Below are 14,970 nucleotides of genomic sequence, written 5' to 3'. Positions count from 1 at the left end.
AACTTTTAATATTGTTATCTTAGCAAACTAAAAATATTTTTATGGATTTAACAAACCCGTTAGTTTATGGCGGTCCAGCGTTTATAATTTTTATCTTATTAGAATTAACATATAGTAAAAACCATGAGGAGCATCATGATCTTTACGATTGGAAAGATCTTTTTGCGAGTGGTTTTATGGGTGTGGGATCGGCAATTTTAGCTGCAGCACTTAAGGTTATATCGGCAATAGTAATATTTGAATTTATTTTTGAGTTGTGCAATCCATTAGTGAATGGTGTGCATACTAATATATTGGGGTACCAATCTTTTGGTTATGCTTGGTATGTTTGGTTGCTTTGTCAGCTTGCGGATGATTTTACGTATTATTGGTTTCATAGAGCTAATCACGAGATTAGAATTTTATGGGCAGCACACATTGTGCATCACTCATCAGATAATTTTAATTTAGGTACAGCTGTTAGAAACGGTTGGTTTACATTGTTGTATAAGCCATTGTTTTACATGTGGATGCCAGCCTTAGGTTTTCAGCCAGAAATGGTAGTATTCTGCTTGGGTATTGAGGCACTATGGCAATTTCAATTACATACAGTGTTACTTCCTAAACTTGGGATCTTTGAGAAATTTATGAATACACATACAATGCATCAGGTACACCACGCTCAAAACGTTGAGTACTTGGATAAAAACCACGGTGGATTTTTAAATATTTTTGACAGACTTTTTGGTACTTGGTTAGAGTTAGATGATAAAATTGATGTAAAGTATGGTGTTATACATGCGCCAAGCTCTAATAATCCAATTGTTATTTTAACACACGAGTTTAAGGATATTTGGGCGGATATGAAAAAATCTAAGAAAATCTCAGATAAATTGATGTATATATTTGGACCTCCAGGTTGGAGTCATGATGGCAGTACAATGACTGTTAAGCAGCAGCAGAAAGAGTTTAGAGTACACGCTAAGCAAAATCCTAAATCTTCATTTGAGCGTCCTAATTAAGGTCTTAAATGTTTGTAAATAAAAAAGCCTCGTTGTTAGAAACAACGAGGCTTTTTGTTTGTAGTCGCATTATTTAAAATGATTGGTTTTGTGCTATTTTCTTTATACAAACGATTGGTATGTAATAAAAGCCTATAAGCTTCTTTAAATCGCCTTAAAATGCGGTAAAAGATGTTATTTAACTCTTGTAGCCTTTCCTCTTTTTACGATTAGTTCCTTTTTAGGATCTCTAACAGCGTTTCTGTATTCAAAAGTGTAGCTCTCCTTGCTTGTTTCTAATATTTTAAAATGAATAGAGCTTTGATCATTTAAAGACTTAAGCACAAACTCACAGTCGTTAATCCAGCGAACAGAGGAGCTGTCTATTTTGTTTTCGTAGTATTCAACACTAAAATCATTGTCTCTAGTAAATCTTCCTGTTTTTTCTTCGCCATTAATTTCATAATCAAAGGTGAATTCCCCAGTTTTAAAATCTACACATTTTCTTTCTGGGTTATAGCAAGATGAAAAACATATAACAGAGGCAAGTAGGTAAAAGTATTTTTTTTTCATACTACAAAAATAAATAATTAAGGAAGTATTTTGACTTTTAAGATGTTAAAATAAGGCTTATTTTTTTTCGTTTTTATCAAACGTTTCAAAAGTGCCATCAGTGTAAAAAATAATCACCTTACTTACTTCTTTTTTAGCTTCAGGTTTTAAAATTTTATCTTCAATAATGGGTTTTGGGGCAGAGGCAATCTCTTTCTTTTTTACATACGGAAAAGTACCTTTTCCGTTAAGCAACCAATACAAGTTTACGTCAGGAAATTGAGTTACTACTTTTAAAACAAATTCTAAGCTTGGCTTATTTCTTCCGGATAATAGGTGAGATATGCTAGAGCGTTGCACATCTACTTTATCGGCAAAAGCAGCAGCGGTTAAACCGTAATAGTTTATTACTTTTTCTAATCTCTTTATAAACTCTTCAGAATTTACCATTGTAACGTTGTATTGCTTGTTTTGTTTGTGTGGCTCCTCTTTCTAATTCTTAATAAAATTCAAATATACCTTTATTTAAATTTAGATAAAATAGTGTAATTAATTGAAATAAAGGAACTTAAGTGTTTTGTATCAATATTATCGATACCTGCAAATTTACTACGTTACAAATGTAATCAATTTTAGGTAATACTCGAACATCGTAAATTACATTTGTAACATTAGTAGTTACAAATGTAATTTACGATGTTACAATTGTAACTTAATATAGCGTTATCTTTAGGCCATAATAATATCTTTTGTAATGGTAAATTTTGAAGAAATATTTAAAGAGTCTAAGGTTGATAATGTCACAGGTCGTTATGTAACCAATGAAGATGTTTTTCCTTTTTTAGAGCAGACTGTTTTTAAAAATGAAATAAAAGAAGTTGGAAAATCTGTTTTAAATGCTCCTATTAAAATGGTAACTATAGGTCACGGAAAAACAAAAATTTTAATGTGGTCCCAGATGCATGGAAACGAATCTACAACAACAAAAGCTGTTTTGGATTTAATACATTTTCTTGAAAAATCTTCAGATCTTTCATTGTCTATTTTAGAAAATTGTACACTGCGTATTATTCCAATTTTAAATCCAGATGGTGCTGCTGCCTATACAAGAATAAATGCGAATAAAATTGATCTAAATAGAGATGCACAAGATCAAAGTCAGCCAGAAAGTAAAATACTGAAAGAAGTATATTTAGATTTTAAACCAGATTTTTGTTTTAACCTTCATGATCAAAGAACAATATTTAATGTTGGGGTAACAGACAAACCGGCTACGGTCTCTTTTTTAGCACCAGCATTTAATAAGGAAAGAGGTATGTCTGCTTCTAGAGATAAAAGTATGCAGTTAATTGTTGCTATGAATAGCGTTTTGCAAGAATTTATTCCTGGTCAGGTTGGTAGGTATGATGATGGGTTTAATAGTAATTGTGTTGGCGATGCGTTCCAAATGCTAAATACGCCTACTATTTTGTTTGAGTCCGGGCATTACCCAGGAGACTATGATAGAGAGAAAACAAGAGAGTTTATTTTCTATTCTTTATTAAAAGGAGTAGAAACTATTGTTAATAAAGAGGTAGACCTATATAAAGTTGACTCTTATTTTGATATTCCAGAGAATGGTAAGTTATTTTTAGACCTTATTATATATAATGCTAAATCTATAGCAACTATACATCCAGAGGCCGATTCTTTAGGGGTTCTTTATAAGGAAGTGTTAAAAAACGGAAAAGTTGTTTTTGCACCCACAATTGTCGAAGAAAATAATTTAGGTTGTTTTTTTGCACATAAAAAACTTAATTTACTAATAAACAGTGATTTAGATTACGTAAAAAGCAATGCGCTTTTAAGTGATTGTTTGCTTGTAAATTAACAGTTTAATTAGTATACGCAAAATAATTGCATTATTGATAAAAAAAATACATATTTAGTGCGTATATCTTCTTAATTTACTATTTTTGTTCCAAATTTAATTATATAATGACTAAAGTTAAGTTAGACGAAATTGATCACCAGATTCTGGATATGTTAATAGATAACACCAGAACACCATTTACAGATATTGCTAAAAAATTACTAATATCTGCTGGTACTGTACACGTTAGGGTAAAGAAAATGGAAGAAGCCGGAATTATTCAAGGTTCTTCTTTAACATTAGACTATGTTAAGTTAGGCTACTCTTTTATTGCTTATGTTGGTATTTTTTTAGAAAAAACACATCAGACAAAATTTGTATTAGAGCGTTTAATAGGTATACCTTATGTTACGGTTGCTCATATTACAACAGGTAAATTTAATATTTTCTGTAAAATTAGAGCAAGAGACACGCAGCATGCTAAAAATATTATCTTTAAAATAGATGATATTGATGGTATTAGTAGAACAGAAACAATGATTTCTTTAGAAGAAAGCATAAACGATAAAAAGCGTTTAATGCATACAATTTTTAATGAATTGTAATTTTTTTAATTGAAACAAATTAATAACTAAGAAGCCCAATGTTTTTACATTGGGTTTTTTTATTTTATAAAATGAAAGCAACAGCATTAACGCCTGAAGATTACAATTCTTATTATAAAGGCTATATAGATTTAGTTGAAGATGTAAGTTTGTTAACTGCATTAGAAAACGGAAAAGAGCAGTTTAGAAACTTATTAGATCTAATACCTGAGGATAAATTAGTTTTTGCATATGCGCCGGAAAAATGGACAATTGCAGAAGCATTATTGCACATTATAGATACCGAGCGTATTTTTCAATATAGAGCAATGCGTTTTTCTAGATTAGATGCAACACCTTTACCTGGTTTTGAACAAGATGATTATGTGCCAGTATCTGGAGCAAACAAAAGAACAAAGCAAAGTTTATTGCAAGAGTTTTTAGACGTTAGGGCGTCTACCACTTCTTTATTTGCTTATTTAAGTGATGAGCAATTAAAGTTTAGAGGTTCTGCAAGCAACTCACCAATGAGTACTGCTGCTGCCGGTTTTGTGTTATGCGGACATCAAGAGCATCATTCTAAAATAATAATGAATAGATACCTTTAATGCATAAGGGGTTTGTTTAATTTTCTGCAGCTTCAGTGTCTATGCTAAAATTAGATACTGAAGTTTCCAGATCTGTAGGTTCTAATTCTTTTTCAATAATCTCATCAAAGTTTGCTATAAAGCTAGATAAGCTCTTGCTTATTCTTACCAGATAAATAATCTTTTCTGTTTTTACTTCTACGGCTTCTACAAATTCTCCTTTACTATTTTTAAAAACAATTAGGTCTCCGTCTCCATATCCGTGAGGATAGGATTCTATCAGTTTAGCGGCTACAGTATGGTCTAATTTTTTGTAATCTACAATTTTGCGTAACATAATTTGTTGGTTTTAGGTTATAAAGTCTAAGCTAAAACTTTTTTTACGTAAAAATTGTAAAGAGTTGTGTAACAGGTGTTTTATGTAGGTGTGTTACTTAAACTTTGTAGTATGCAAATGACTCATACAGTAAATCTTCAGGAACTGTAACATCTATTTTACATTCTCCTATGGTTTCTAGTAAAACAAAATTAATATTCCCATGAGAATTCTTTTTATCAAACTTTAAATAAGTAAGTATGTTTTTTATATCCTCTTCGGTAAAACTAACTTTACCGTATCTATGAATAAATGTATTTTTTATACTATGTAAAGAATCATCGCTTAATCCTGTAAGCTTGTTGCTTAAATATGCTTCTAATACCATGCCAACAGCAATTGCTTCTCCGTGCAAAAGTGTTTTATGAGTTTCACTTTCTAAAAAGTAAGATTCAACCGCGTGGCCAAGTGTGTGACCATAATTTAAGATTTTACGTAGATTTTGTTCCGTAGGATCTTGCATGACAACATCGTTCTTGATAACTACAGAATCGTAAATAAACTCATCCAATTTATTAAAATCTGATACTAAGTTAAGTTCGTTCCAGTACTTTTTATCCCTAATTAAGCCATGTTTCAGCATTTCTGCAAAACCACTGTGTAATTGTCTTTCTTCTAATGTTTCTAAAAAAGAAGAAATAACCAATACCATTTGCGGTAAATTTATAACACCGACTTGGTTTTTTAAAGAACCTAGATCTACTCCTGTTTTTCCGCCTACAGAAGCATCGACCATGGATAATAGGGTAGTAGGTACGTTAATAAAATCTATGCCTCTTTTAAAAGTAGAGGCAACAAAACCACCTAAATCTGTAATAACACCACCGCCAAGGTTAATCATTACACTTTTGCGATCTGCTTCTAGCTCAGATAATACGTGCCAAACTTGTACGCAAGTTTCTATAGTTTTATTAATCTCGCCTTCTTCAATCTCTATAATTTCGTAATTATAATCTCCAAAAATCTGAGACATAAAGCTTGGTAAACAGTGTTGATGTGTGTTTTCATCAACTAAGATAAACACCTTAGAATAATTCGCTTTTTCTAGGTGAGTATTTAATTCTGTATACGCTTTATCGTTAAAATGAACTGAATATGTATTGGCTGAAACTGACTGCATGATTTTTATTTTACTTATCGCAAAATAAAGACATATTTTAGTTATTAGAATACAAAATCTGTATTTATATTTGCTCCTTTACGAAATTGATAAAAATGGAACATATTTTTGAAAATACGGCAACTGCTTTTGCTCTAAAATCGGATTCTGAATTAGAGAGAGCGTATTTTTTGTTTAAACTAATAGCAAACGAACCCTTGGTACGTATTGGTACTACGGTTACAAATTTTGCTATTAAAGCCCATTTGCCCGTAGAGGGCTTAATAAGGGCCACGGTTTTTGATCATTTTTGTGGAGGTGTTAATGAAGAGGACTGTATGCCTGTTGCAGATAAAATGTATGATAAAAAAGTGAGTACTATTTTAGATTATTCTGTAGAGGGTAAGGAAGATGAGACTCATTTTGATGATGCTTACGAGAAAATTTTACATGTACTAGATTTTGTTAAAGAAAAAGAATCTATACCATTAGCGGTATTTAAGCCAACAGGTTTTGGTAGATTTATTCTTTTTGAAAAAGTAGGAGCGGGTATAACGCTTACTGATGCTGAGCAATTAGAATGGAGCAGAGTTGTTGCTAGATTTGATAAGGTTTGCAAAAAAGCACACGATTTGGACGTAGCTCTTTTGGTAGATGGCGAAGAAAGTTGGATGCAAGATGCAGCTGATGATTTATGCGCGCAAATGATGCAAAAGTATAATAAAGAAAAGGTTGTGGTGTTTAATACATTGCAAATGTACCGTTGGGATAGGTTAGATTATCTGAAAAAACTACATGTGAAAGCTAAAGAAGAAGGCTTTAAAATAGGAATGAAAGTAGTGCGTGGTGCATATATGGAGAAAGAAAATGACAGGGCTGAAAAAAAAGGCTACCCAACACCTATTTGTGCTAGCAAAAAAGTTACAGATGATAACTTTGATTCAGCTGTTGCTTATATGGTTGATAATTTAGATGCAATGTCTATATTTATGGGGACCCATAATGAGAACAGCTGTTATGATTTAGTACGAATAATGAAAGAGAAAAACATTGCACACTCTGATACTCGTATTTGGTTTGGACAATTATATGGTATGAGTGATCATATCTCATTTAATCTTGCAGATAAAGGGTATAATGTAGCTAAATACTTGCCTTTTGGACCTGTTAGAGATGTTATGCCGTACTTAATACGCAGAGCAGAGGAAAACACTTCTGTTGCTGGGCAAACAACTAGAGAGTTATCTTTGTTGAAGGAAGAGCGTAAGCGAAGAAAAATAAAATAACAATAAGTATAAAAAAAGGGTGAACTTTTAAAGTTCACCCTTTTTTTATACTTATTGTTTAAATATAGTTTATTTCTCTATCTCAATTTTATCTACGAGTACTTTAGAAGTGCAGTTAACAACCGTTAAAATTGCTTCTTTTTCTTTTACTAAGCCTTCAATTTTGTAAGTTTTGCATGGAGTAGACTCTGTGTCACTACTGCCAAAATCTATTTCGCCATCTGTTAAAAAGTGAGCTACAGTTATAGAATCTAGAGCTTCGCTTGCAAAAAGCACTTTTATTTCATCTGAATATGATAAAGGTTTAGATCGCAGATCCTTTAGAACTCTGCAATTTGGAAAGTAGCAAAATTCTGTTCCTGTATCTTCTGATTTCTTTTTAAGGAAAAAAGTTAAAAATACAATACCGATTGATAGTCCTACTAAGTACCATCCCAATCGTTTTATAAAAGCCATAAATTAAAAAATTAAAAAATTGATATCACTATACTGCAAGTCGTACCATTCTCCTACAGACTTGTTTGTTAAAATTCCGTGGTACATGTATAATCCATTACGTAAACCTTTATCAAATCGCAATGCATTTTCCATTCCGCCATCTTCACCAATTTTTAAGAGGTAAGGCGTAAAAATATTGCTAATGGAAATAGAGGACGTTTTAGGGTATCTAGACGGTATATTAGGTACACAATAATGTACTACACCGTGCTTTTTTATTGTTGGTTTATTATGTGTTGTTAGTTCAGAGGTTTCAAAACATCCACCCATATCAATGCTAACATCTATAATAACAGCATCTTTTTTCATATTCTCTACCATTGTTTCTGTAACAACAACAGGGCAACGGTCTTTACCGCGAATAGCGCCAATTGCGACATCGCATCTTTTTAAAGATTTTAGAAGGTTTTTTGGTTGTATAGTAGATGTATAAACGGTCTGTTTAAGGTTGGTTTGTATTTGTCTTAATTTGGTAATAGAATTATCAAATATCTTAACGTTTGCTCCTAGTCCAATTGCGGATCTTGCAGCAAATTCACCAACAGTTCCAGCTCCAATAATAACAACCTCTACCGGTGGTACGCCGCTTATGTTGCCAAACATTAAGCCGTTACCATTATTGGTTGTAGCCATTAGTTCTGATGCTATTAAAACTGATGAAATACCAGCTATTTCACTCAAAGAACGAACAGCAGGATATTTTCCGTCTTCATCCTGTATGTATTCAAAAGCAATAGCTGTAATTCGCTTTTTAGCTAACTCTTCAAAATACTTTTTAGATTGTGTTTTTATTTGAAGTGCAGATATAATTGTAGTCTGCGGATTTAACATTTGTATCTCCGATAGCGTAGGTGGTTCTACTTTTAAAATAAGAGGACAAGAGAAAACCTTTTTAGTATCTTTTGTTACTTCTGCGCCTGCGTTTGTATAGTCTAAATCAGAAAAGCTTGCACTTTCACCGGCGCCAGATTCAATTAAAACTCTATGGCCATTACTTGTTAAGGCATTTACAGCATCTGGAGTTAAGCATATTCTTTTTTCTTGATATTGATTCTCTTTTAGGATACCAATAAATATCTCGCCTTTTTTTCTAAGTATTTCTAGCTTTTCTTCTTGTGGTATTAATTGGTATTTGCTAAATGGCGAAGAAGGCTGATTCATATCCGTTAGAGTTTGTTAGTCTGACCATCAAAATTACAATTTTATTTTTGAAAATTGTACGTATAAATGGGATTTACTAGGCTGTTGTTAAAAAACTGATTTTTCGCTCTGTAGGGCTTATTACCTCTAGCTTTATGTTAGTAGCGTCCTCTGGTAAGAAAGAACTTATTTTCTCTGGCCACTCTATAAATACCCATTTATTTGCGTAGAAATAGTCTTCTACACCAATGTCTAAAGCTTCCATTTCATCTTCAAGCCTATAAAAATCAAAATGATAAGCTAGTGTTTCGTTAGATGTATTTTGATATTCATTAACAATACCAAAAGTAGGGCTAGATGTATCGCCTACACAGCCCAATTGTTTGACAATAGCCTTAATTAGTGTGGTTTTGCCTGCACCCATTTCACCATAGAAACACAATGTTTTAGTTGGTGCTTGTTTTATAATTTCTTCAGCAATTAGCTGTATTTCTTGTGTGGAAAAAGTTTTGTTCATTTTTGTAAAATACGATCTGCAAATATAAAACGGTACTGCTTTAAAAACAATTATCTAGGCTCTAAAACTACAAACGGAATTATCATTTCCTCTAGCGAAACCCCACCGTGTTGATAAGTGTTTCTGTAATAACTTACATAGTGATTGTAGTTATTTGGATAAGCAAAGAATAAATCGTTTTTAGCAAAAATATAAGAGCTACTCATATTAATCGTTGGCAATTGCAATGAAGCTGGTTTTTTAGCAGCTAACACATCTTTATCTTCATAAGATAAACTTCTTCCTGTCTTATACCTTAAGTTTAAGCTAGTGTCTTTATCTCCAATAACCTTAGATGGTTGCTTAACATTAATTGTGCCGTGGTCTGTGGTGATAATTAATTTTTGACCCATTGCTTGGGCTTGTTGAATAATCTCTAGTAAAGGAGAGTTTTTAAACCAACTTACCGTTAAAGATCGATAAGCTTTATCATTACTAGCAAGCTCTTTTATCACTTCCATTTCAGTTTTGGAGTGCGAAAGCATATCAACAAAATTATAGACAATAACGGTTAAATCGTTCTCTTTTTGCGCTTTGTAATTTTGAGACAAATGCTTCCCTTGCTTTAGACTGCTAATTTTATGGTAGTCCCATTTTAGATCTAAACCAAGCCTTTTTAATTGTGCTCCAAGAAAATCTGCCTCGTGTAAATTTTTACCACCTTCTTCAGTGTCGTTTTTCCACCATTCTGGATGTCTTTTTTCCATTTCTAAAGGCGTTAAACCAGAAAAAATAGCATTACGAGCATATTGTGTTGCAGTAGGTAGTATACTATAATAAGGAGTCTCTTTTGTTTTTTTATAAAATGAGTTTACCGTACTTTCAAAAGCAAGCCATTGGTCGTATCTTAGATTATCTACAACAACCAGCAAAGTAGATTTTCCTTTTAATTCAGGTGAAATTAATTTTTTAAATAAATTATGCGATAAGACAGGAGCGTCTCCACCTGAAAACCATTCAGGGTAATTTTTTTCAATAAATTTACCAAACTGATTGTTAGCTTCGATTTTTTGAGACTCTAGAATTTCAAACATTCCAGTATCTTCAATCTCTTCTAATTGTAATTCCCAGTGAATAAGTTTTTTATATAAATCTGCCCATTCTTCAAAAGAATTTACCATAGACAAATCCATAGCTATTTTTCGAAACTCTTGTTGGTAGTTAGATGTTGTTTTTTCTGAGATTAACCTAGAGTGATCTAAGCTCTTTTTTAAACTTAAAAGAATCTGATGAGGATTAACAGGTTTAATAAGGTAATCCGCTATTTTAGAGCCGATGGCTTCTTCCATTATAAGCTCTTCTTCGCTCTTTGTAATCATTACTACAGGTAGCGTAGTATGCACTTTTTTAATTTCGGTAAGGGTTTCTAAACCACTAATTCCGGGCATATTTTCATCTAAAAAAACAATGTCAACTTTGGTGGTTTCTAGCTCCTCCAAAGCTTCTCTTCCGCTTTGGCACGTAACTACCTCATAATTTCTTTTTTCCAAAAAAATAATATGTGGTTTAAGTAAATCTATTTCATCATCTACCCAAAGTATTGTAATCTTGTTCATTTAGTGTCTATATTTGTAATTGTAAAGAAAGAAGATTTTGATTATATCTAACAAACTTAAAATATTCAATGATCCAATTTACGGATTTATTGGCATACCTAGTACTCTAATTTTTAATATTATTGCGCATCCTTATTTTCAAAGGCTTCGTAGAATATCGCAAACGGGCTTAACTTACTTGGTTTATCCTGGCGCACAGCATACTAGGTTTCAGCATGCAGTTGGGTGTATGCATTTAATGCAACAAGCAGTACAGATACTACGCCTTAAGGGTGTTGAAATATCACCTAAAGAAGAAGAAGGGCTTTTATGTGCTATTTTGTTGCATGATATTGGTCATGGGCCATTTTCACATGCAATGGAGCATACCATTGTAGAGGGTGTGGATCATGAGGCTATATCTCTTGTTTTTATGCAGCAATTAAATAAGGAGTTTAATGGTGCTTTAGAAACGGCAATTGCTATTTTTAAAAAACAATATCCAAAGAAATTTTTAAACGATTTAGTGTCTAGTCAACTAGATATGGATAGATTAGATTATCTTAAAAGAGATAGTTTTTACACCGGTGTTGCAGAAGGTAACATTAACGCAGAACGTCTAATTACAATGCTTAACGTAGCAGAAGGTGATTTGGTTGTAGAAGAAAAAGGAATCTACTCGGTAGAGAAATTTTTAATGGCTCGCAGGTTTATGTACTGGCAAGTGTATTTACATAAAACTGGCTTAGTAGCAGAGCAATTATTAATTAAAACGTTGCACAGAGCTAAATCATTAATAAGTAAGGGATGCGATTTACCTTGTAGCTCTATTTTGTCTTTTTTTATGAAGAACAAGATTGAATTAAAGGATTTTACATCAGATGTAATTGCTAAATTTGCAGAGTTAGACGATGTAGATATTATGGCAGCAATTAAAGAGTGGCAGTATCAAGATGATTTTGTGTTGTCTACTTTAAGTAAAATGATATTACATAGAGATTTGCTTCATATTAAGGTGAAGAAAAAACCGATATCTGTAATTAAGTTGAAGAAGGAGTTTGCGACTTTTAAGGAGAAACATAGTTTATCTGATGAAGAAACAGCTTATTTTGTTTTTAGTGGAGAAATTAAAAACACGGCTTATGTACAAAACACACAACCAATTAAGGTTTTAAGAGAAAATGGTAAAATAACAGATGTTTTAAAAGCATCTGACCAGTTAAATAGTAAAACTTTATCTAAAACGGTTACAAAGTATTATGCTTGTTATCCTAAAGTATAATAGGTACAATGTAGTTTTTTAGAGAAGTAATTTAATAAATATTACACCGTTATATAGTGTAAAACACAGCGTTTTACTCTGTTTTATTGCAACAGAAGGCAAGTAAAGTATAATAATTTCACTATTTTTCTTACTTTTGTGGCCGTTAATTATGGTTTTGTACAAAACCTTAAATAGTTACCAATTTATAATAAAGATAGAATACCTTTAAAATTAATTAACATCACGTGAAGTTTACAGCTAGTCAAATTGCAGGTATTTTAGAAGGAGAAGTTCAGGGTGATCCTGAGATTTCTGTGCATACACTTGCTAAAATAGAAGAAGGTGAAGCAGGCTCGCTTACCTTTTTAGCTAATCCAAAATATACACCACATTTATATACTACAAAATCATCTATTACAATAGTTAATAATGATTTTGTACCCGAAAAAGAATATACAACTACTTTAATTAGGGTAGAAGATGCTTATCAATCTTTTGCTAAATTATTATCGTACTACGATCAGGTTAAAAATGATAAAAACGGAATAGAGCAACCTGTTTATGTGGATGAATCTTCAGTTTATGGAGATGGTATTTATTTAGGTGCATTTTCTTATATCGGTAAAAATGTAACTATTGGTAAAAATGCTAAGATATATCCAAACGCTTATATTTCAGATAATGTTAGAATAGGCGATAATGTCTCTATCTTTTCTGGAGCAAAGATATGCTCAGACTCTATAATAGGTGATAATTGTGTAATACATACAGGTGTTATTATAGGATCAGACGGATTTGGTTTTTCTCCAAATGCAGATGGTACTTTTACAAAAATACCTCAGATTGGGAACGTTATATTAGAAGATAGCGTAGATGTGGGTGCTGGCACCACTATAGATAGAGCAACAATGGGTTCTACTATAATTAGAAAAGGTGTTAAGCTAGACAATCAAATACAAATAGCACATAATGTAGAAATAGGTGAAAACACCGTTATTGCTGCACAAACAGGCATTGCAGGTTCTGCGAAGATTGGAAAAAATTGTATGATTGGCGGTCAAGTGGGTATTGTTGGCCATATTGTTATAGGTAACAATGTGCGTATACAAGCACAATCTGGTATCGGGAAGAATATAAAAGATAATGAAGTATTACAAGGCTCACCAGCTATGAATTATGGTGATTTTAACAAATCTTATGTTCATTTTAGAAACTTACCTAAAATAGTAAACGGAATAAATAACATTGAAAAAAAGTTTGATGACAAATAAAACCAATGTAAAACAGAGAACTATAGCAAAAGAAGCAATACTTACGGGTGTTGGTTTACACACAGGTGAAAAAGTAACAATGAAGTTTTTACCTGCTCCGGAAAACCATGGCTATGCATTTAAACGTATAGATTTAGAGGGAGAACCAGTTATAGAGGCAGATGCAAATTACGTAGAGAATACACAACGTGGTACTAATTTAGAGAAGAGAGGTGTAAAAATCCAAACTCCAGAACACGTTTTAGCAGCATTGGTTGGTTTAGAAATAGACAATATTTTAATAGAATTAAATTCTCCTGAGCTCCCTATTATGGATGGTTCTTCTAAATTCTTTGTAGAAGCATTAGAAAGCGCAGGCATAGTAGAGCAAAAGGCAGATAGAGAAGAGTATATTGTAAAAGAAGTTATTTCTTATAAAGATGAAGCTACAGGTAGTGAAATTACTATAATACCTTCTGATGATTATCAAGTAACTACAATGGTAGATTTTGGTACAAAGGTATTGGGTACTCAAAATGCTACTTTATTAAAGTTATCTGACTTTAAAGAGGAAATTGCAAGTGCAAGGACTTTTAGTTTTTTACATGAACTAGAAATGTTATTAGAGCACGGACTTATAAAAGGAGGTGATCTTAATAATGCTATCGTTTATGTAGATAAAGAGATTTCTGAAGAAACAATGACCAAGCTTGAAAAGGCTTTTGGAAAGGATAAATTATCTGTTAAACCAAACGGAATTTTAGATAACTTAACTTTGCACCAACCTAATGAGGCTGCTAGACATAAATTGTTAGATGTTATAGGTGATTTGTCTTTAGTAGGCACAAGAATCCGTGGTAAAGTAATAGCGAATAAGCCAGGGCATTTTGTAAACACACAGTTTGCAAAAAAACTAGCTAAGATTATAAAATTAGAAAAAAGAAATAGTGTTCCTAAGTACGATCTAAGCTTGCCTCCATTGATGGATATTCATCAGATTATGGATATGCTTCCGCACAGACCACCATTTTTATTAATAGATCGAATATTGGAACTTTCTGACTCTCATGTTGTTGGGATGAAGAATGTAACTATGAACGAACCTTTCTTTGTTGGGCATTTCCCAGGTGCTCCTGTAATGCCAGGAGTTTTACAAGTAGAGGCTATGGCGCAAACAGGAGGAGTTTTGGTTTTAAGCACAGTTCCAGATCCAGAAAATTACTTAACTTTCTTTATGAAGATTGATAAAGTTAAGTTTAAACAAAAGGTTTTACCAGGAGATACGTTAATATTTCACTGTAGCCTTATAACACCAATACGCAGAGGAATATGTCATATGCAAGCGTATGCTTATGCAAATGATAAATTAGTTTGTGAAGCCGAAATGATGGCACAAATAGCAAAAAAATAA

Annotated in this window: 16 protein-coding genes; 8 read left to right on the top strand and 8 right to left on the bottom strand. The window is 32.4% G+C overall.

All coding sequences use genetic code 11. From position 1 onward, the window contains the following. Positions 1 to 41 precede the first annotated feature (41 nt). Positions 42 to 1,001 (top strand): sterol desaturase family protein, encoded by a 960-nt coding sequence (locus M4I21_RS01200; protein WP_249557125.1) that lies wholly within the window; start codon positions 42 to 44, stop codon positions 999 to 1,001. Positions 1,002 to 1,175: 174 nt separating this feature from the next. Here M4I21_RS01200 and M4I21_RS01195 read toward each other — a convergent pair whose 3' ends face one another. Together M4I21_RS01195 and M4I21_RS01190 are read right to left on the bottom strand one after the other, a co-directional pair. Continuing rightward, positions 1,176 to 1,553 carry a hypothetical protein gene (locus tag M4I21_RS01195; protein WP_249557124.1) on the bottom strand — a complete coding sequence of 126 codons (378 nt, stop codon included), beginning with the start codon at positions 1,551 to 1,553 and terminating at the stop codon, positions 1,176 to 1,178. 57 nt (positions 1,554 to 1,610) lie between these two features. Beyond that, complete coding sequence (locus M4I21_RS01190; RefSeq protein WP_249557123.1) at positions 1,611 to 1,982, bottom strand: helix-turn-helix transcriptional regulator; 372 nt, start codon at positions 1,980 to 1,982, stop codon at positions 1,611 to 1,613. A 304-nt stretch (positions 1,983 to 2,286) separates the two neighbouring features. Between M4I21_RS01190 and M4I21_RS01185 the strand changes: the two genes are divergently transcribed. From M4I21_RS01185 to M4I21_RS01175, 3 genes are all read left to right on the top strand, one after another. Further along, the gene (locus M4I21_RS01185; protein WP_249557122.1) at positions 2,287 to 3,402 is read left to right on the top strand and encodes a M14 family metallopeptidase; all 1,116 of its coding nucleotides are present in this window, start codon (positions 2,287 to 2,289) and stop codon (positions 3,400 to 3,402) included. 107 nt (positions 3,403 to 3,509) lie between these two features. After that, the gene (locus tag M4I21_RS01180) at positions 3,510 to 3,989 is read left to right on the top strand and encodes an Lrp/AsnC family transcriptional regulator (protein WP_013622539.1); all 480 of its coding nucleotides are present in this window, start codon (positions 3,510 to 3,512) and stop codon (positions 3,987 to 3,989) included. Positions 3,990 to 4,060: 71 nt separating this feature from the next. After that, positions 4,061 to 4,576, top strand: a complete 516-nt coding sequence (locus M4I21_RS01175) for a DinB family protein (protein WP_249557121.1) — start codon at positions 4,061 to 4,063, stop codon at positions 4,574 to 4,576. A 16-nt stretch (positions 4,577 to 4,592) separates the two neighbouring features. Here the strand turns inward: M4I21_RS01175 and M4I21_RS01170 are convergent, their stop codons facing one another. After that, a complete protein-coding gene (locus tag M4I21_RS01170) occupies positions 4,593 to 4,892 on the bottom strand; it encodes a hypothetical protein (RefSeq protein ID WP_249557120.1) in 300 nt (99 codons plus the stop codon). 97 nt (positions 4,893 to 4,989) lie between these two features. Then, entirely contained in the window at positions 4,990 to 6,051 is a 1,062-nt protein-coding gene (gene aroB, locus M4I21_RS01165) for a 3-dehydroquinate synthase (RefSeq protein WP_249557119.1), read from the bottom strand. 95 nt (positions 6,052 to 6,146) lie between these two features. On the opposite strand from aroB, the gene M4I21_RS01160 reads away from it, so the two are divergent. Then, positions 6,147 to 7,316 (top strand): proline dehydrogenase family protein, encoded by a 1,170-nt coding sequence (locus M4I21_RS01160; RefSeq protein WP_249557118.1) that lies wholly within the window; start codon positions 6,147 to 6,149, stop codon positions 7,314 to 7,316. Positions 7,317 to 7,385: 69 nt separating this feature from the next. Here M4I21_RS01160 and M4I21_RS01155 read toward each other — a convergent pair whose 3' ends face one another. From M4I21_RS01155 to porX, 4 genes are all read right to left on the bottom strand, one after another. Beyond that, a complete protein-coding gene (locus M4I21_RS01155; protein WP_249557117.1) occupies positions 7,386 to 7,772 on the bottom strand; it encodes a DUF4258 domain-containing protein in 387 nt (128 codons plus the stop codon). A gap of 3 nt (positions 7,773 to 7,775) precedes the next feature. Then, positions 7,776 to 8,975, bottom strand: a complete 1,200-nt coding sequence (locus M4I21_RS01150; RefSeq protein WP_249557116.1) for an alanine dehydrogenase — start codon at positions 8,973 to 8,975, stop codon at positions 7,776 to 7,778. A gap of 76 nt (positions 8,976 to 9,051) precedes the next feature. After that, a complete protein-coding gene (gene tsaE, locus M4I21_RS01145) occupies positions 9,052 to 9,471 on the bottom strand; it encodes a tRNA (adenosine(37)-N6)-threonylcarbamoyltransferase complex ATPase subunit type 1 TsaE (RefSeq protein ID WP_249557115.1) in 420 nt (139 codons plus the stop codon). A gap of 50 nt (positions 9,472 to 9,521) precedes the next feature. Next, positions 9,522 to 11,066, bottom strand: coding sequence for a T9SS response regulator signal transducer PorX (porX, locus tag M4I21_RS01140; protein WP_249557114.1), 1,545 nt, complete (start codon positions 11,064 to 11,066; stop codon positions 9,522 to 9,524). A 37-nt stretch (positions 11,067 to 11,103) separates the two neighbouring features. On the opposite strand from porX, the gene M4I21_RS01135 reads away from it, so the two are divergent. From M4I21_RS01135 to M4I21_RS01125, 3 genes are all read left to right on the top strand, one after another. Beyond that, on the top strand, positions 11,104 to 12,327 hold the full coding sequence (locus tag M4I21_RS01135) for an HD domain-containing protein (protein WP_249557113.1): 1,224 nt from the start codon (positions 11,104 to 11,106) through the stop codon (positions 12,325 to 12,327). Positions 12,328 to 12,554: 227 nt separating this feature from the next. Next, positions 12,555 to 13,580: a UDP-3-O-(3-hydroxymyristoyl)glucosamine N-acyltransferase gene (gene lpxD, locus M4I21_RS01130; protein ID WP_249557112.1), complete on the top strand. Its 1,026-nt coding sequence runs from the start codon at positions 12,555 to 12,557 to the stop codon at positions 13,578 to 13,580. After that, the gene (locus M4I21_RS01125; protein ID WP_249557111.1) at positions 13,570 to 14,970 is read left to right on the top strand and encodes a bifunctional UDP-3-O-[3-hydroxymyristoyl] N-acetylglucosamine deacetylase/3-hydroxyacyl-ACP dehydratase; all 1,401 of its coding nucleotides are present in this window, start codon (positions 13,570 to 13,572) and stop codon (positions 14,968 to 14,970) included. Before lpxD ends, M4I21_RS01125 begins: the two co-directional genes overlap by 11 nt.

Source organism: Cellulophaga sp. 20_2_10, from assembly GCF_023476645.1.
Taxonomy (GTDB): domain Bacteria; phylum Bacteroidota; class Bacteroidia; order Flavobacteriales; family Flavobacteriaceae; genus Cellulophaga.
This window is presented reverse-complemented; position numbering and strand designations above follow the sequence as displayed.